Source organism: Bacteroides sp. 14(A) (assembly GCF_000526555.1).
Lineage (GTDB): Bacteria > Bacteroidota > Bacteroidia > Bacteroidales > Bacteroidaceae > Bacteroides > Bacteroides cellulosilyticus.
Genome location: NZ_JAGH01000001.1, coordinates 548,100 through 566,884, shown reverse-complemented (window position 1 = coordinate 566,884; position 18,785 = coordinate 548,100). Strand labels below are relative to the sequence as shown.

Genomic DNA, 18,785 nt, shown 5'->3' with positions numbered 1-18,785 from the left:
AAGATGATTGTAACCAAAACGAAACATACATGACACAAAAATATAACACACATGTCTGAACTTTGCCGCCATAAATTAATCGACTACAACTAATGATTATGAAGAAAAGCGCATTCATGTTGCTCATCATCCTACTGTCGCTGACAGCAAACGCTCAGACTCCGTACCGCAACGAGGACGGAAAGAAGATTGATAAAGAAGAGCTGGAAACAAAGGATTACCTGCCGGAAATACACGGTACTATCCGTACTAAGTTTGAGTATCAGACAGAAATGGCTGCCAGTCGTTTCGAAGTACGCAATGCACGCATCAGCATTACCGGAAATGTATTGCCCATCGTAGCTTATAAGGCGGAAATTGATCTCTCCGATGAAGGACAAATCAAAATGCTGGATGCCTACGCCCGTCTTTTCCCAATAAAAGACCTGACCGTCACCGCAGGACAAATGCGAGTACCATTTACAATCGACGCCCACCGCTCTCCACATCAGCAATATTTCGCTAACCGTTCGTTTATTGCGAAACAAGTTGGTAATGTGCGTGACGTTGGCGTTACATTGGGATATAAATTCGGCACTGGAATACCTGTAACCTTAGAAGGCGGACTCTACAATGGTTCGGGACTGACTAATCAAAAAGAATGGCACAAAGAGGTAAACTATTCCGCCAAAGCACAATTCCTTTTCGCCAAGAAGCTGAATCTGGCTTTAAGCATACAGAGCATCCAGCCACAAGAGGTAAGGATAAACTCGTATGACATCGGTGCTTTCTATGAATTCGGACGCTTCCATATTGAAGGAGAGTATTTGTACAAAACTTATGCAAACAATGCCTATGACAACGTGCATGCCGTAAATAGTTTTATCAATTACGACCTCCCCTTACAAAAAGTATTCAGCAAGATGTCCTTTCTGGCACGCTATGATATGATGACCAGTCAAAGCGATGGTAAAGCCATCAACGAAGAAACCGGAGCCTTGACTACCACCGACTACAAACGCCACCGTATAACCGGAGGTATCACTTTCAGTCTCAGCAAGGCATTCCGCACAGATCTCCGGCTGAACTACGAAAAGTATTTCTATGCCAAAAACAGTATTGCCAAAGAGTCTGAACAAGATAAGATTGTATTGGAACTGATGGTTCGGTTCTAACACCTCACATGCACCTGCCAACAACAGGTGCATCGTCCGGTAAGTACTCTTTGACTCTCTCATTCATCCTACTTAAACCGTTTCAAATCCTTCTTCTCAAACACCCATTCCGGAGTGTAGAGCTTACCTTCATCATTGTCAGACAGCTCATACCAAGGCGATAATCCACGGTTAGCGGGATTCACCAATATGTGAATCTGTTGAGCCAGCATATAGCTCTGTGCCAGCAGGAACACTTTCTTTCCTGTTTGAGGGTAAATCGCCACATCCACTACAATGACTGCGTGCCCCGGTGATCCGCCTTTGATAAACACATCTCCGGGTTGTAAAGATGTATAAGGAACATAAACACCAGGTTTTAAATACCTCCAGAAGCATCTGTGACGTATCAAAGCCGTACCTGCTCCGTACCCGCTCCGTACTTTCTTCGTGTAGAAGTACCTTTGACCGAAGAATGTACGGAGCAAGTACAGCCCTGATACGGTTCGGGTACGGTGCAGATACAAAAAAGACACATCATAACGAAAGTATGAATTGTATAAAAAAGAGATTAACAGTCATCCTTTTCATGACCAACAAATAATACAAATTCAATTATTTTATTGAATATACATTATCTCTTCCTAAACTTTTCCATACAAAACTTGATTATTTACACGAAAAATCGTATATTTGAGTAAATAACTCAGAGCTTATGGCAAATCCGATTCTTCCTGGTATATCAGAAGCTGAACAAGAACTGTTGTACAAGAAACTAAATGAATACAATCAGGGAAGAACCTCTTACAAAGAGGCAGGTGCTTATCTGGTTGTACTGCCCCGTCCGGAATCTCCCCGTTACTCCTTATGGGTGTATTCTCCTCTTCCCGAACGCCAGTCCATTTTTTACGTCCAGGACCTTTCTACAGACATCCATGAAAGTCTGCGAGCGGCAAGCAGCCTATGTTATTATTCTCCACGTTGCATTCTGTTGGTAGAATATAATGCCAAACGTATGCAGAGTAAGGGAGACGACATTATCTCTTTCGGAAAGTATCATGGACATTTCCTGCACGAAATCTTCCGTATCGATCCGGCATATGTGAGTTGGATTGCTTATAAGTTTACTCCACGTATACCTAAACAGGAACGCTTCGTACAAATAGCACAGGTGTATCATTCCGTCCATCTGGATATTCAGAAGCGGCAGGCACATCAGAAATATTCTACCAGCCGTTTTCTGGGGAAAGAAGGAGATAAAGTGAAAGAACTGACACTGAAAGTACTCCGTGTCCGGCTGGAAGACGATCCTTACAAAACCACCGTGAAAGGAACGACTCCTTATTTCTATGTCCGGCAGATACTGACTTTGGAAGATCCTATCGGCAATCTCGTCACTTTCCGGACCAACTCGCGTACGGCAAGCCGGGAATCGTGCCAGGTGCCCGCTACGGAACATGCCTTCGAGCCCGGAGAATCGGTATATATTGCCTCGGCACGCATCTCTTGTACCTTTACTTCGGGAAACAAACAATACACCCGCCTCAATTATGTCAAGTTTAAATAAACTTAAAAGATAGAGCGGTATTATTCCTATTAAAAACATTCGTCCTTTCTTTGTCGGCAGAAAAGGGGGTGCTATAAAAATAGCTGAGATTATACCCAATGAACCTGATACGGCTAGTACCGTCGAAGGGAATTTTCTTTCTATATTCTACTATTCGTTTATACTACTATCCCTTTCTGTAAGTATAATTTCTAAATTCAGAGTTTGAATGTTTGACGTACAATTCATTACGCATTTTACGGCATCCATTTCTTATTCGGACTCCGCACGCATAGCCCTTGAAGGGGGATGCCGCTGGGTTCAGCTTCGGATGAAGGATGCTTCTTCAGAAGAGCTGAAAGCCACAGCCGTGCAAGTGCAGGAACTCTGCCGCCAATACGGAGCCACGTTCATCATTGATGACCACGTGGAACTGGTGAAACAGATTGGCGCGGACGGTGTCCACTTAGGAAAACTGGATATGCCGATAAAAGAAGCAAGGGAAAGACTGGGCAAAGATTTCATTATTGGCGGAACAGCCAACACGTTCGAGGACATCCGGCAACATGCCACTGATGGCGCCGACTACATCGGTTGCGGTCCTTTCCGCTTCACAACTACCAAACAAAAGTTATCACCCATTCTGGGGCTGGAAGGTTATCATTCCATCCTGACGCAAATGCGCGAAAAAGGAATAACAATTCCTGTCGTTGCCATCGGTGGAATCACACGTGAGGACATCCCATCCCTGAAAGCATCAGGACTGAGCGGAATAGCATTGAGCGGCGGTATTCTAAAAGCTGAGAATCCGGTACGTGAAATGGAAACAATTATACGACTGACCCAATAGAAATCAATTAGTGAACCATGGAAGATAAAACAAAAATTACTTATCCCGAATCCGAGAAAGTTTATATGCAGGGGCAACTCCATCCTTATCTGAAAGTTGGGATGCGAAAAGTGAACCTTACCCCTACCGTAGTAGTGGAAAACGGGAAAAAAGTTATGACGGAGAATGCGCCCGTCTACATATATGATACAAGCGGCGCATACAGTGATCCGGAACAGAAGGTAGATTTAAAGAAAGGTTTGCCACGCCTCCGCGAACCGTGGATACAGGAACGGGATGTAGAACGGTTGACGGAAATCAGCTCCGAATATGGAAAGATGCGTCTGGCAGACAAAAGCCTTGACTCCCTGCGTTTTGATCATATCACTTTGCCTTATCGTGCCAAAGCAGGCAAGCAGATTACGCAGATGTACTATGCCAAACAAGGTATCGTAACACCGGAAATGGAATATGTAGCCATCCGTGAGAATATGAACTGCCAACAGTTGGGTATAGAAACTTACATCACACCGGAGTTTGTGCGTGATGAAATTGCGGCAGGACATGCCGCCTTACCCGCCAACATCAACCATCCCGAAGCTGAACCTATGATTATCGGTTCAAAGTTCCTCGTAAAGATTAATACAAATATCGGAAATTCAGCTACCTCTTCCACGATTGAAGAAGAAGTGGAAAAGGCCGTCTGGAGTTGTAAATGGGGTGGAGATACGCTGATGGACTTATCTACAGGAGAAAATATTCACGAGACACGGGAATGGATTATCCGGAATTGTCCTGTTCCGGTAGGTACTGTTCCCATGTATCAGGCAATGGAAAAAGTACACGGAAAGGCGGAAAACCTTACCTGGGAACTATTTAAAGATACACTGATCGAACAATGTGAGCAAGGGGTAGATTATTTTACAATCCACTGTGGTATCCGCCTGAAGAATATTCATTATGCCAATGACCGCCTTTGCGGAATGGTGAGCCGGGGAGGAAGCATTATCTCCCAATGGTGTAAAATCCATCAGAAAGAGAGTTTCCTGTATGAGCATTTCGATGATATATGCGATATATGCGCACAATATGATGTGGCACTTTCATTAGGTGATGGTTTGCGTCCGGGAGCTATCCGTGATGCGAACGACCGGGCACAGTTTGCGGAACTGGATACGATGGGAGAACTGGTAGAACGCGCCTGGGCAAAAAATGTACAGGCATTCATCGAAGGTCCGGGACACGTACCCATGCATAAGATCAGGGAAAATATGGACCGGCAGATTGAGAAATGCCACGGAGCACCGTTCTATACTCTCGGTCCGCTGGTTACAGATATTGCACCGGGATATGATCACATCACAAGTGCCATTGGCGCAGCACAAATCGGTTGGTACGGAACAGCGATGCTTTGCTATGTGACACCCAAAGAACATCTTGCATTACCGCAGAAAGAAGATGTACGCATAGGAGTGGTAACTTACAAAATTGCCGCACACGCCGCAGACCTTGCCAAAGGCCATCCGGGTGCCGAAGTACGTGACGATGCCTTAAGCAAAGCCCGCTATGAATTCCGCTGGAAAGACCAGTTCAATCTGAGTCTCGATCCGGAACGCGCCTTGCAATATTACAAGGAAGCCAACCACCTGAACGGGAAGTATTGCACCATGTGCGGGCCCAACTTCTGTGCCATGCGCATCAGCCAACGACTGAAAGATTGTGATTATGATGCAGAAATAGAAAATACAGAGAACGAATAACTTTTTAAACTTATAAGAAAATGATTGAAACAAAAGTATCCAAAGGTATCATCAGTACCTATTTTGAAAAATTAGAGAGAAATCTTGATCTGGACGTTGCCATTGTAGGTGGTGGTCCGTCGGGCATAGTAGCCGCTTATTATCTGGCAAAGGCCGGATTGAAAGTAGCGCAGTTCGACCGTAAGCTTGCTCCCGGCGGCGGTATGTGGGGCGGTGCCATGATGTTCAACCAGATTGTGATTCAGGAAGAAGCGATTGACATTGTAAAGGAATTCAATATCAACCACGAGAAATATGAGGACGGCTTATATGTGATGGACTCTGTAGAGAGTACCTCTGCATTGCTTTATCATGCCGTACATGCCGGAGCCACCGTATTCAACTGCTATTCCGTAGAAGATGTTATCTTCAAGAATAATACGGTAAGCGGAGTAGTGGTAAACTGGACTCCTGTATTGCGCGAAGGTATGCACGTGGACCCGCTGAACATCCTTGCAAAGATAGTAATAGACGGAACAGGCCATGACAGCGAAATAGCCGCTACCGTAGCCCGCAAGAATGGCAGTCGCCTGGCTACCGAAACCGGTGGTGTAATTGGCGAACGTTCACTGGATGTAATTGCAGGAGAGGAAGAGGTTGTAAACGGTACGAAGGAAATCTATCCGGGACTTTACGTTTGCGGTATGGCTGCTTCCGCCGTTTCGGGTACTCCACGTATGGGACCGATCTTTGGAGGAATGTTGATGTCCGGTAAAAAGGTAGCTGAGGAAATTATTGCGAAGCTGAAGAAGTAATTTCTCAGAAGCTATATTTCTATTATATACAAGGCGTATGATTCCCGCCTCTACAGTGTGATTAATACATAATAAATCGCCTGTAGAGACGGGAATCTTTCGCCTTTATATTATATTCTTATTACGCTCCTCTCTTTTCTTGCCATGCAGTGTTTTCTTTTGCCAAAATTATCGCTTAATAATAAAATTGCATAACTTTGTTCCCAGTAAACATACTGATAACAGTCTCGTTAATTAATAATTAGTACAACATGAAACACATTCTTTTTTTAATAATAAGCATTTTATTAACCTCATGCAGGAATAACAACATGGGGAGTGATACTCAAAGCAATGTTTTACAAGCAGACTTACATCCCTCCAAAATATCTGTACATGAGATTTTCGATACTATTCAAGTAATACCGTTAGAAACAACGGATAGCTGCCTGCTACGAGCTCCAGTGAAAATTGTAGTCGGTAATAACCGTAATTATATTCTTGATTGGAAAAATTTTCAAGTATTTGTATTCGATGATAGAGGACACTTCTTGCATACAATCGGTAAAAAAGGACAAGGTCCCGGAGAGTATAGGGAAGTATATGATATGATTGTTGATGAAGGAAAAAATCAGGTAAAACTACTTTCTCCATTCGGAAGCATCTATGTTTATAACCTGGAAGGTCAGTTTGTAAGGCAAATCAGATTACCGGACAAAAGCAATTACCAAGCCATGGAAGCAATGGGAGATAAAATTATGACATGGACAATTCCCAATAGCTGCGAAGAAACCTGCATCACAATCGTGGATGCCAATACCGGAGAAGAAACAAACAGTTTCTGGAAAGGACCGCGCATCCTGAATTCTGTAGCAGTAGGTAATTTTTATACCTACAATGGGAAGAGTTATTTTGCCCCTACCTTTCATAATAATGAAGTTTATGAAATTACGGAAGATAGTCTACGGTTAGCTTATCAATGGAATTTCGGTAAAGACAACATTGATATTTCAAAATATAAGTTTACTTTTACCGATGATAACCAGGCTGAAGAAGGATGCCTTATAACCCAATACATAAAAGATAATACTATACCTTATCTATTAAGAGCGCAGTATCAAAACAGCAAGTTCTTTTACGTTAATTTGTCATATGGCTGGTTTCCGAATCTGACTTTAAAAAACGTTTTCTATCGCAAAATAGATGATAAATGCTTTTTATTTAGAGAATCTAAAGAAGGCATAATAGTAAGGCCGGAAACTTTTGAAGAAGAATATATTGTGCAGTTTGCCTTCAGCGAGGAGTTTGAAGCATATCAGTCCGTATTACCTCCAACAGAGTATCAGAAATTGAGGAACCGGCAAGAAGACGATAATCCCTGCCTGATCAAATTATACTTCAAATAAAATCTCACACGCATTTTTAGAGATAACCCGGCATATAAAACCTATTGTAAACCACTTCATGTGTACTTTCAATAAGAATCTACGCAATCTTTTTCAGCCTCCTGAAATGAGCAAGCAACTCTTCGGCATCTTTCCACGTATGGTAACGGTTCCAGATATCTCCTAATAAAGCTGCACCGCCAAAGCCAAGAGACTTTATTTCCGCAAGGTTCACCTCACTTATTCCGCCTAAGGCTACTACCTTTTCATGGATGACCCCGCTTTCCTGTGCTTGTTTCAACTCATCCTTTGAATATCCCGAACGATATCCCTGTTTGGAAATGCTATCGTAAACAGGACTCATAAGCACATAATTGAACCGGGAGACTGTAGTTTCCACTTCTTCCAAGCTATGACAGGCACGACTCAGTATTCCCTCATAATTTGCTGGTGCCTCCGGATGACGGGAATTCAAGTGAATTCCGCCTAAAAGATACTTATCTTTTAAAAAGAAAAAATCATGAATGACAATCCGGGTTCTATATTCCGGAGCAATACCTTGCAGCAGATTTTCTACCGCATGAACATCCGCATCCGGTTTGCGTACATGCAGCAAGTCCAGTCCGGCTTTAAATAATTCAGTGACGATGCGTGCTTCATCCGGAATAAAATCCGGAGAGGTGATAATAATTAGTTTCATTTTTCTATCCTTCATTTACCGGAGGCGTCGGAAACGGGAAATGCCACAAAGGACCATTCCCCTGCCCTATACGTAAATTTTTCCCGGCTTCAATAGCATAGGAAATGTATTCTTTGGCCTGTTCCACTGCTTCATACAAGGATGATCCTTGCGCCAGAAAAGTGGCAATGGCGGATGAAAGCGTACATCCCGTACCGTGCAGGTTGGCGGAATGAATACGCCTGCCACCAAAGATATTCAGTTCTTTTCCGTCATAAAGTACATCGCACATTTCATGACCGGTCAGATGACCTCCTTTAATAAGAAAAGCACAGTGATATTTTTCGAATAACCGGCATGCGGCATCCTCCATTTCATCAATCGTCTGAACCGGTTGTTGCAACAATACTTCTGTTTCGTGCAGATTAGGAGTTACGAGAGTTACTTTCGGAATCAACTTAGTACGAATGGCTTCCAATGCCTCATCCGTCATCAGACTATGCCCGCTGGTAGAAACCATCACCGGATCGAAAACCACTTTCCGGGAAGAATAGCGACGCAGTATCCGTACTATTTCATAGATAATCTCTACGTTTCCAGTCATACCTATTTTAATGGCATCCGGTTGCAAGTCTTCCATCACCGCCTGCATCTGTTGGCCTACCAGCTCTGCCGCAACAGGATGAACAGCTTGCACACCCAATGTATTCTGCACTGTAATGGCTGTGATAGCAGTAGCTGCATAACCTCCAAGTGCCGAGATAGCTTTTAGATCTGCCTGTATGCCCGCGCCACCGGAACTGTCGGAACCGGCAACGGAAAGGACGATTGCTTTCTTATCCATAAGCCAAATTACAACTTTATAACATTCCCTGTACGGCTACTCTCCCATGCCGCCTCAATCAGGCGGATAACGCCAAGCACTCCGCACGCATCACTTTGCAACACCGCTCCATTCCGGATATGCTGATAAATATTCTCATAAAAAGCAGCGTAGTTTCCGGGAAGGGTCGGATAAGGTTTCCGCACCACATTACCATCTTTTTCTGTATGGAGTATTCCCCATTGGGATTCATCCTCTTCTCCCCAATGCGGAGTATCCGGCAACACACCTTTAGTCAGATCCGCCTCTTGAGGATCAAGACCATACTTCACATAAGAACCTTCCGTTCCATGAAGAACAAAGCGAGGCTCATTCTCACACATCAGATAGCTGGCTTTCAAGGTGATTTTCACTTCCGGCATCCGGGCAGGTTTCATCAGATGGATGATAAAATAATCATCTACTTTACCACCGGTACGTAAAGTTGCAATATCAGCAAATACAGCTTCGGGCATACCAAATAGTTGAACAGCCTGGTCGATGACATGGGCACCCAGATTATAAGTCAGACCACCACCATTCTCGCCGGTTTCTTTCCAGGTATTCGGCTTGATGAAATTCCGGTAGCGGGGAAAGGTTGATTCAAATTCGACCAGACGGCCCAACAATCCCTGAGCCAATATTTCTTTCACGGTCAGGAAATCACAATCCCAACGACGATTCTGGTAAACACTTAAGGTCAGTTCTTTTTCCGCAGCAAGGGCTACGAGTTCTTCACCTTCCTCTACAGTAGTGGTGAAAGGTTTTTCAACGATAACATGTTTTCCGGCTTCGAGAGCACGACGGGCATATTCGTAATGGGAACTGTCAGGGGTATTCACTACCACTAACTCCAGTTCTTCCATCCCTATCAACTCATCAAAACTACGCACAATACGGGATTGCGGATACTTCGCCCGTGACAATTCTTTACTACGCTCAGTGACAGCAGTCAACTCAAAATGAGGATTTGTGGAAATAAAAGGAGCATGAAATACTTGTCCCGACATTCCAAAGGCAGCCAATCCGGTTCTTATCTTATCCATATCTTTCATTTTTTCTTTCGGCAAAACTAATGAATTTATCGCTGATGTACCACACATGAAGGAATAAGGTTTTACGAAGAAAGATAATTTAATCCTTCGGAAGCTCCTTTTTCAGTACAATGAGAGCCTGATTCATCTCCACCGCCTTATTCCATATCTGCTGCAACTGTCCATAATATTCGGAAGGCACGACCGAGGAAGACAAAATGAATGTATAATTCACAATGACGTTGTTCCTGTTTCTTTGGATTGCATATTTGCATTGTAGCTTGCTGTCTTCAGTCTTTATCACTTGCGTGTGGGGGATTTCTTCCACCTCATAACCTTCAGGAAGCGTCAGCGCACAAGAGAGAGTGACTTTTGACGGATAAGGGAACTCTACCGGAAGGATCCGCTCCGATTGTATAAACGGGTTCTTTGTCAATTGCGGAAAAAGAATCGGATTAATATATATATGGTCATCCGACTTTTCCGCCTCAAGTACAAAATCAAATTCTTCCTGTATAGTTGTGAAGTCATCTTCCTTATCTGTTAACTTCAGATTGGTAACCGTCAGTTTTTCTTTCATCAATTCCTGCTTATTCACAAGAGAGTCTTTCGCCTGGTTCTCTTTCCGGTGTTCTAAAGCTTGATGTCCCTTCAGAATGGTGGTCCGACGTCCGGTTATCAGATTCTCCCGGGTATTAGCACTGATTTTCATGAAAACTTGATTGGTAGATATTTCCTGCAAGTTCACCCACTTTTGTTTTTCCGGTATATCGGCAGAAAGCATACGTGCTTTGGTCACCGACAATTCAATGGGCAGCACATTGAGAGCCGGTACCTCCATCGAACTATCCAGATAAACATACTTTCCTCTTGCCTCATCATAAATAGCCACTACGAAAGTGTTCAATTTCTGAAGAGAGGGAAAGTTAGACGGCAACATTCCCCCGGAACGCCGGCTCATGACGACAGGATAGGCCTTGATGCCGTAGCTTCTGAGCATACTGATAAAAATAAAATTCAAATCGGCATTACTGCCGGTTCCGGCTTTAAGTACCTTCTCCAGATTCTCACTGTAAAGTTTATACTCTCCATTCCAAGACAACTTTTGCTTCAGCAATTGGAAAACACCTATAACTTTTTGATTAAAAGTCAAATTGCCCGATTGGTTGAGTTGCCGAATCTCTTCAAGGTACGGGCTTTTCCACAACAAGTGTTTACCAAAGCCTTCGTTCTCCTCCCGGGTCAGTTGTTTATCCACATCCTCCCAGTTCTGGCTATAAGGTTTGTAGCCTTCATCCGGATAATTGGTTCCTTGCAAATCGAAACTAACCTGTATTCTATAATCTTCCGGACACCAGCAAAAAGATTCATCCTGGCGGATGGCAGGCAGATTTTGGGAAGTAAACGTAAGTTTCTGTGCCGAAATAGTAAAGTCATTCGACACTCTCGCTACGCCACTTGTTGTATGTTGTGCGGCTTGTACCGAACCTTTCTCTTCCAGAACATCTATATATTGGCGCCCTCTAAACTCTATATTATATACAAATACATGAGGAATAGTTATTTCGTATTGATTGTATACTACGGGAATTTCTTCCTGCATCATCCAGTTGTCTATGTGTACGGAATGGTCGGAAGTCATTTTATAGTGATATTCGATAACTGTCCCGACCTTGACAGCAGGCAATGAAAACTTCAGTACTCTGTGATAGGTATTCAGCCTCTCATCGGAAACGAGCTCCCGCTTCAGACGGGTTTTAACAAGTTTCCCATTTTCCAGATTATAGGAACATCCGTCCAGATCGGAGATGCGGTCTTTCTCCTTATCTCTGTCAGAAGGCGCATAATAAGGAATGGCTACATCAGCTTGTGAAACACCTTGCGGCTTCAATATCTTGATGCGTACCCAATGTTCCGTATACAATTCAAATTTATCATTATAAGTAAAACCGCTCTTGCCTTTATGAAACAGATAAACTGCCACTGCGGTAGTGTCAGGAGCGTATGTCTCCAGTGATAGCTCCTCCTTGGAGGGTTTGCCATACTTCAGGTCAGGCTTAATTACAGTAGTAGCTTGTTGTGAAAAAGCCATCGGGAAGCATAAAGAAATAAGCATGCAGAAAATAAATAGCCCGTGTTTCATGATTTGACTTTTTAAGATTACCAATTGTACAAAAATAATAATTAATACAATACAGCGGCGTTGATCTTACAAAAAAAACAGGTATTTTTGCCACACACATTATTTATATTGAATACCATGAAGAAATTAGCTTTTTTAGCCTGTCTACTCCCCATTCTATGGGCGGCATGTAGCAGCACTGCAACTACCCGCAAAGAATCCGGTGAATGGGCAAAAGTTCCCGAAATCCTGAAGAACATTGTTCCGCCTACTTTTCCGGACAGTATATATGACGTAACTGCCTACGGGGCAAAAAGCGATACGAGTTTTGACAGCCGACCTGCCATATTGGAGGCCATCAATCAATGTAATACAAATGGTGGCGGCACCGTTCTCATCCCTGCCGGAAACTATTTCAGCAAAGGCGCCATCCTGCTGAAAAGTAATGTAAACCTGCACGTTGCAGATGGCGCACGTCTGGAATTCTCGACCGTGGCCTCTGACTATCTCCCCATGGTATTGACCAAATGGGAAGGAACGGAATGTTTCAACTACTCCCCTTTCATCTATGCCTACCAGTGCACCAATGTCGCCCTGACCGGCAAAGGCACGATTGACGGCAACGGAGCTGTAACTTTCAATGGTTGGCACGCCCTGCAAGGTCCTGCCCTGGATCGCTTGCGCCAGATGGGTATCGATTCCATCCCGGTATACGAACGCGTATTCGGAGAGGGATATTACCTGCGCCCATGCATGATACAATTCTACGGCTGCAAGAATGTACTTGTAGAAGATGTACAGATCTACGATTCTCCATTCTGGATTATCCATCCTGTATTCTGCGACAATGTCACCGTACGCAATGTATATATAGACAGTAACAACTACAACAACGATGGTTGTGATCCGGAATCAAGCACGAACGTACTGATTGAGAACATGGACTTCAATGTGGGAGATGATGGTATCGCCATAAAATCAGGACGCGACCAGGATGGCTGGCGCATCGGCCAAGCCACGGAAAATGTGATTATCCGTAACTGCCACTTCGCCCGGTGGGCCATTACCATCGGTAGTGAAATGTCCGGTGGCGTACGGAACATCTTTATCGAGGATTGCAAGATAGACAGTTGCCGCAATGGCATTTACTTCAAATCAAATCTGGACCGTGGCGGTTACTTTGAAAATCTAAACATGCGCCGGATAGAAGCGGACGTCTGCCTGTGGGGAGTGATTAATTTCCGTACGAACTACCACGGATACCGCGGTGGAAATCATCCGACACTCTTCCGCAATATCTGCATAGAAGATGTAACTTGCAACCGCGTGGACAGCGTAGCACTCATGGCAAACGGATTACCGGAAGCTAAACTTTATAATATCACCCTGCGGAACATAAAGGTAAAACAGGCACCGAAAGCCATACAGATGGACAATGTAGTGAACTTAACGCTCGACAACGTAGAGGTGAACGGTAAGCGGATTACTTCCGCAGAACAAGAAGACTAAGGGTAAAGACATAGAACATTCTGAGGCTTGATGTAAAAGATGCCATCTTTTGATGTAAAAGGTGGCATCTTTCGTTACATAAGATGGCATCTTTTGCTGTTAAAGATGGCATCTTTTGCATAGTATATAAGAATGTTCTCTTCAGAAAGGTTACTCCGTAACCAGCGGACGTTTACGCCAGTCATCCTTCACATAGCTGTCGGGATAGACTGTTTTATCTTTTAACTCACCACCTTTCAGGCGTATCCAGGAAGTAAAGGTACGTTCTCCCTCCTTCAACACAATTACGCGTGCACCGTTAGATAGATGGTTATATTCCGTATTACCACCTGTGAAACGTCCATAAGCCAGTACGATACCTTTCCACATGACTGAATAGTCATTATCATGGTCATGTCCGACAAAAGTACCCATTACATCACCTGCTTCCTTCATAGCGGCAAACATACCGGTATTAATAGCAGCTGAACAAGCTTTCTCCATACGCGTACCATAAAGGATGGCGTTCTCATCAGAAGCTGCTTCGTTGTATTCGGACAGCGGGATGTGGAAGAATGCCAAAGCAGGCAAAGGCTTTCCGTTATTCTTAGCGGTAAAAGCTGCACTTTGTTGACGATACCAGTTCACCTGATCAAAGGTAAGCCAGTCATACCCTTTCACATCCGGTAATTTGGAGTACGAGTGAGAATCCAGGCAATAGAGCACTGAAGCATCTTTCTTGCCATCCGAAGATTTCACGGTGAGGACGTAGTCGGGAGACTCAACACTACCACGGTCGGGCTGGATGTTGTAAGGCATGGAACGGATTATATCGTATAATTCGGCACGCGTTTTGCCTTGTTCGTTATCATGGTTACCGAAAGTCACGACAAAAGGTATCTTACGGGAGGAAGCACAATCAAGTACGGCTCGCATGGCTGTATCAGCAGGCGGTGCATAAACTACATCTCCGGTAAAAACAATCAAATCGGGACGTTCGGCATCCAGAACTTCATTGATACGCTTCAAGGCAATGGCTGAAGCTGGATTGTGATACTGAAAATGGATGTCGGTAAACTGGACGATTTTAAACTCTCCGTTCTTGTTAAACTTTAAGGGGGCAACCTGTGCCTGGCAGAACAGAACTGTCAGAAAAGCCAGACAAAGGGTTAAAGAAATTCTCTTCATGTTGTTAGTAATTAGTTTTTAGGTAGTTTATTAGGTTGAAATCAGTATTATTCTTTGGTTATCAAAACTGTTGCATAAGCTGAGATACCTTCTTCGCGACCGGTAAAACCAAGCTTTTCCGTAGTAGTAGCTTTGATGGAGATGTCGTCTTCATCTATTCCCATTACTTTGGCAAGCGTCTGCTGCATGGCGGGAATATGGGATTTCAGTTTGGGGCGTTCTGCACAGATGGTTGCATCAATGTTGCCCACGGAATAGCCTTTGGTTGCAATCAGTTCTACGGTTTTCTTCAGTAATATTTTGCTGTCTATGTCCTTGAACTCTCCTGCGGTATCGGGAAAATGATAACCGATATCACGCATATTGGCGGCTCCCAGCAAGGCATCGCAAATGGTATGAATCAGCACGTCGGCATCCGAATGTCCGAGTAATCCTTTCTCATGCTCCAGGCGGATACCGCCTAACCAGAGTTCACGTCCTGCCACCAACTGGTGTACATCGAAGCCAAAGCCTACACGTATTTTCATATCGTTCTTCTTTTATTTTATTGGATGAATGCACGAAAGTACGGAAAAAAAAGCAAGTGGGGAATAAAGACAGAACGCAAATTACACAAATTACGCAATTTTTCGTCTTATATAAGGCAACCGATAGGAGGCCTGAAAGAAATTGCGTAACCTGTGTAATTTGCGTTCTATTCCGTATTCCTTATGATTTACGGTCTATCCGGCAGTTGGGACAACAGGTCTTTGTAGAATGCCCTGACGTCCTTCCAGTGATAGAAAGGAGCGATGTCGGTCTTCACCGGGATACTCACTTCTTTCTCGTTCAGCATGAACTTCACGATGATATCGTCTGCACTGCCTTTCTTACGGAAGAAAACAATCTGCACATTGGCAGCCATAGGCACCATTTTGAAGTTACACCATGCCTGATAGAATTTAGCTGGATCGGACTCTTCATTATAACAGTTCTCCAGTCTCAGCAAGCCTACCAGAGGAATAACATTACCGTCGTGTCCGAAGCGGAAAGTGGCCGAGTTTGTACCGGAGGCAATCGCCGCGTCTGCTGAGTCCATGATATTCTCAACCAGAGATTTAGCGTTTGCCAGCATCAGTCCGTTCGTCATGGGCGAAGGGCCGTCGCATACATAGTTCTTATAGTTATGTATCTGCCAGATATCAAACAATTCCTGCTTCTCAAAGATATCATAAAAACAAACCTCCGGTTCCACGTTCTGCATATCAGAAGCAACCCAATACAGACCGCGCATCAGTTCTTCAGGATTCACATTCTTACGAATATACTCTTTGCTATTGAACAGTGTATTCATCAGACGTTCCGGACGGACATGTTCTTCTTCGAACTTACGGAATTCCTCATACCAAGGCCCTTTGCGTGAAGTAAACTTCATAGCTTCCTGTGTATGGAAATTTAGGTAATCCATATATTTATTGCTGGATTCGCGCTCAATCCGCATCTTCGGGTTGAATTCCTTCAGGCGTTCGCAGAATGCATCCATGCTGAGCACGCAACGGATAACTACGGTAGAGCGGGCAGACATTTGCGGTTCGCCTTTAAATACTTCAGGGAATGCCTGATACATACGTTCAGCAATGCCTCGTTGTTGCTTCACTCCTACCGGACTGAGGTCGCCGCCGTGTCCTTTGGCATCTGCCCAGACAATGTCCAGACGTTTACGGACATCTTCGCCCAAATCGGTTAATGCTCCGGCTGCATGGGCTTTCTCAAAGACTTCCATCACGCGGACGTAGTCTTCATCCGCAATTAGCCAGCGGGAACCATGACGGCCATAGTGACTGATATAGAATGGTTCATAACCTTTCGGAGCCTTGGTCTGGACGCCCGAAGGACCGGGGTAAGCGTAATATACACCACCTGTCGTTGCAATATCATTGAAGATTTCTTCGCGTGTGGCTTGTGCATATAAGCCTTGCACAGCCAAAGCGGCTAACAGGACGATTGAAAAAAGAGTTCGTTTCATTCTCATAAACAAGTTGTTATTTTTAATGTATTTATTATTGTATTAGTAAAAACGGAAAAGAAAAGAACAAAAGTGATTAGTGTTTGGTGATAAGTGATTAGCGCCATTCGGTATATTATTTTTTAGACGCAGATGACACGGATAACGCGGATTTAAAAAGCTGCGCTATAAACGTGAATAAAAAAAATCCGCGTCATCCGTGTCATCCGCGTCTAAAAGATTATTTATCATTTAGCTCATAACCCTATGGTAATGAATCAACCTTCATCCTTATTTCTGATAATCCGGATTCTGTGTCAGATACGGGTTCGTGGTAAACTCATCTTGCGGAATGGGATACAATTTGTACTTATCGTTCACATCTTTACCCACATACGTACCAACTTCACCGTCGCTGCTACCTTTCCAGTCCCAGTTATATCCTTTTGTGAATTTGCCAAAGCGGATCAGGTCTGTGCGACGCACCAACTCCATATTCATCTCACGGGCTCTTTCATCTAGAATGAAGTCCAGATTCAACTGGCCGTCGGTAATACGACCGGATACCCCGTCACCATAGTTGCCGGACATATAAGCACGGTCTCTGATTTCATTCACATAACCCAGCGCCTCAGCACGCGTGCCTTCCGCAGCCCCGCGAAGAATAGCCTCAGCAGCCATCAGGTAAGCATCTGCCGTACGGAACATCGGGAGGTCTACAGACGAATACTTAGTACCGCCATCTACCAATTCCTTACGGTCCTTGGTTACATTTCTCCATTTGATGCACGCATAACCATTCTCAAAAGTCTTCTGGAAAGCCTTACCTTCTACCCAGGTTTCCTTTGTATGACCGATAGTAAAGAACTGTGCACGCTTATCTTTCTTATTATCTCCCCAAGGATCATTTTCATAGAAGGTTTGGTCAGCCTCATCAAACTTATCTACAAGCGCCACCTTCACACGGGCATTACCCCAACCACGGCTACCTACTCCGGTTTTTACATAGCTATCCATCGGACCATTCATCAATGCTTTAATCAGAAAGTTGGTTCCGGCACTGCTCTGTGCATAGTCAGCATCCTGCACCAAAGGCCAGATGATTTCGGAGCAAGTATTGTTATCTGCCAGGAAGATGTGACGGTAATCAGAAGCCAGCGGATAATTACCTTCCGTAATCACTTTTTTGGCATATTTATAAGCATTGGTATATTCATTCTTGCCTACCCATGTTTCGGCATTCAGATAGACACGTGCCAGGAGAAACCAAGCCGATACACGATCCACACGGCCATATTCATTCCGCTTCGGTTCTTTCAGCAAGGTTGTCAGCTCTTCCGTTTCGGAAATCACATAGTCGTAGATTTCCTGGCGGGTCTTCTGATGAGGAATCGTACCTACATCCATCGTTTCATCAATGAAAGGACCCGAACCGTACAAGTCGCAAATCATGCTGTAGCAATAAGCACGGATGAAGCGTGCTTCAGCACGGTAATAAGGCATTTCAGCCTGCAAAGCATCGTATACGCCACGGTCTTTCAATTTCCCTTCCGTACTTTCGCGCAAGAACTCATTACAGTAGTTAATGGCCATATACAGACGATAATATGAATAGCAAATAATCTTTGTCGAAGGGTCCCAGTTCATATACAACAGTGACAAACTTCCATGACTGCCACCGGAATGGAAAACGATCTCATCCGTACAAGCCTCTTGCAAATAGAACAGAGCACGTGTATAGCCACTATAACCTTCATCAATACCCGGCACGTCGCCGTTTCCGCCATCACCACCCTTTTGTCCGGTCTGGATAAGGCTGGCGTAACACTTTGCCAATACTCCGATGTATCCCTCAGGCGTAGAATAAACCTTCTCGCCCACCAATTCATTGTCGTCCAAAGGCAATGTATCCAAATCTCCCAGACAAGAAGAAAGAAGGAAGAGAGATACCAGACATATACTTGCTAACTTGAAATATTTCGTTTTCATTGTTTTCTGATTT

Annotated in this window: 15 protein-coding genes, 1 pseudogene and 1 riboswitch; of the genes and pseudogenes, 7 read left to right on the top strand and 9 right to left on the bottom strand. The window is 44.1% G+C overall.

Going from position 1 to position 18,785, the window contains the following annotated elements; genetic code table 11:
• The first annotated feature begins 98 nt into the window (after nucleotides 1-98).
• Nucleotides 99-1,154, top strand: a complete 1,056-nt coding sequence (locus tag K429_RS0101985; protein ID WP_025725865.1) for a porin — start codon at nucleotides 99-101, stop codon at nucleotides 1,152-1,154.
• Between the two features lie 68 nt (nucleotides 1,155-1,222).
• Here the strand turns inward: K429_RS0101985 and K429_RS29645 are convergent.
• Nucleotides 1,223-1,498 (bottom strand): annotated as a pseudogene (locus tag K429_RS29645) (DUF4846 domain-containing protein); the annotation flags it as partial.
• Nucleotides 1,499-1,848: 350 nt separating this feature from the next.
• Here K429_RS29645 and K429_RS0101975 point away from each other — a divergent pair.
• The 5 genes from K429_RS0101975 to K429_RS0101955 all read left to right on the top strand — a co-directional run bounded on the left by K429_RS0101975 (nucleotide 1,849) and on the right by K429_RS0101955 (nucleotide 7,447).
• On the top strand, nucleotides 1,849-2,700 hold the full coding sequence (locus K429_RS0101975) for a hypothetical protein (protein ID WP_007218757.1): 852 nt from the start codon (nucleotides 1,849-1,851) through the stop codon (nucleotides 2,698-2,700).
• A gap of 54 nt (nucleotides 2,701-2,754) precedes the next feature.
• Nucleotides 2,755-2,849: riboswitch (TPP riboswitch) on the top strand.
• Between the two features lie 59 nt (nucleotides 2,850-2,908).
• Nucleotides 2,909-3,529: a thiamine phosphate synthase gene (locus K429_RS0101970; RefSeq protein ID WP_025725863.1), complete on the top strand. Its 621-nt coding sequence runs from the start codon at nucleotides 2,909-2,911 to the stop codon at nucleotides 3,527-3,529.
• 17 nt (nucleotides 3,530-3,546) lie between these two features.
• The gene (gene thiC / locus K429_RS0101965; protein WP_025725862.1) at nucleotides 3,547-5,268 is read left to right on the top strand and encodes a phosphomethylpyrimidine synthase ThiC; all 1,722 of its coding nucleotides are present in this window, start codon (nucleotides 3,547-3,549) and stop codon (nucleotides 5,266-5,268) included.
• A 20-nt stretch (nucleotides 5,269-5,288) separates the two neighbouring features.
• Nucleotides 5,289-6,062: a sulfide-dependent adenosine diphosphate thiazole synthase gene (locus tag K429_RS0101960; protein WP_007210494.1), complete on the top strand. Its 774-nt coding sequence runs from the start codon at nucleotides 5,289-5,291 to the stop codon at nucleotides 6,060-6,062.
• A gap of 311 nt (nucleotides 6,063-6,373) precedes the next feature.
• Entirely contained in the window at nucleotides 6,374-7,447 is a 1,074-nt protein-coding gene (locus tag K429_RS0101955) for a 6-bladed beta-propeller (RefSeq protein ID WP_007218747.1), read from the top strand.
• A gap of 79 nt (nucleotides 7,448-7,526) precedes the next feature.
• Here the strand turns inward: K429_RS0101955 and K429_RS0101950 are convergent, their stop codons facing one another.
• The 4 genes from K429_RS0101950 to K429_RS0101935 form a co-directional block, all read right to left on the bottom strand.
• The gene (locus tag K429_RS0101950) at nucleotides 7,527-8,126 is read right to left on the bottom strand and encodes a thiamine phosphate synthase (protein ID WP_025725860.1); all 600 of its coding nucleotides are present in this window, start codon (nucleotides 8,124-8,126) and stop codon (nucleotides 7,527-7,529) included.
• Nucleotides 8,127-8,130: 4 nt separating this feature from the next.
• Nucleotides 8,131-8,949, bottom strand: coding sequence for a bifunctional hydroxymethylpyrimidine kinase/phosphomethylpyrimidine kinase (gene thiD, locus K429_RS0101945; RefSeq protein ID WP_025725859.1), 819 nt, complete (start codon nucleotides 8,947-8,949; stop codon nucleotides 8,131-8,133).
• An 8-nt stretch (nucleotides 8,950-8,957) separates the two neighbouring features.
• Nucleotides 8,958-10,013 carry a Gfo/Idh/MocA family oxidoreductase gene (locus K429_RS0101940; RefSeq protein ID WP_025725858.1) on the bottom strand — a complete coding sequence of 352 codons (1,056 nt, stop codon included), beginning with the start codon at nucleotides 10,011-10,013 and terminating at the stop codon, nucleotides 8,958-8,960.
• 88 nt (nucleotides 10,014-10,101) lie between these two features.
• Complete coding sequence (locus K429_RS0101935) at nucleotides 10,102-12,144, bottom strand: DUF3857 domain-containing protein (protein WP_025725857.1); 2,043 nt, start codon at nucleotides 12,142-12,144, stop codon at nucleotides 10,102-10,104.
• Nucleotides 12,145-12,261: 117 nt separating this feature from the next.
• On the opposite strand from K429_RS0101935, the gene K429_RS0101930 reads away from it, so the two are divergent.
• Nucleotides 12,262-13,632 carry a glycoside hydrolase family 28 protein gene (locus K429_RS0101930; protein ID WP_025725856.1) on the top strand — a complete coding sequence of 457 codons (1,371 nt, stop codon included), beginning with the start codon at nucleotides 12,262-12,264 and terminating at the stop codon, nucleotides 13,630-13,632.
• Nucleotides 13,633-13,782: 150 nt separating this feature from the next.
• On the opposite strand, the gene K429_RS0101925 is transcribed toward K429_RS0101930, so the two are convergent.
• From K429_RS0101925 to K429_RS0101910, 4 genes are all read right to left on the bottom strand, one after another.
• Nucleotides 13,783-14,799, bottom strand: coding sequence for a metallophosphoesterase family protein (locus K429_RS0101925; RefSeq protein ID WP_007218741.1), 1,017 nt, complete (start codon nucleotides 14,797-14,799; stop codon nucleotides 13,783-13,785).
• Between the two features lie 47 nt (nucleotides 14,800-14,846).
• Nucleotides 14,847-15,326: a 2-C-methyl-D-erythritol 2,4-cyclodiphosphate synthase gene (ispF, locus tag K429_RS0101920; RefSeq protein WP_007210486.1), complete on the bottom strand. Its 480-nt coding sequence runs from the start codon at nucleotides 15,324-15,326 to the stop codon at nucleotides 14,847-14,849.
• A 188-nt stretch (nucleotides 15,327-15,514) separates the two neighbouring features.
• Nucleotides 15,515-16,810, bottom strand: coding sequence for a histidine-type phosphatase (locus K429_RS0101915; RefSeq protein ID WP_007218739.1), 1,296 nt, complete (start codon nucleotides 16,808-16,810; stop codon nucleotides 15,515-15,517).
• A 264-nt stretch (nucleotides 16,811-17,074) separates the two neighbouring features.
• The gene (locus tag K429_RS0101910; RefSeq protein WP_025725855.1) at nucleotides 17,075-18,772 is read right to left on the bottom strand and encodes a RagB/SusD family nutrient uptake outer membrane protein; all 1,698 of its coding nucleotides are present in this window, start codon (nucleotides 18,770-18,772) and stop codon (nucleotides 17,075-17,077) included.
• Nucleotides 18,773-18,785: the final 13 nt, after the last annotated feature.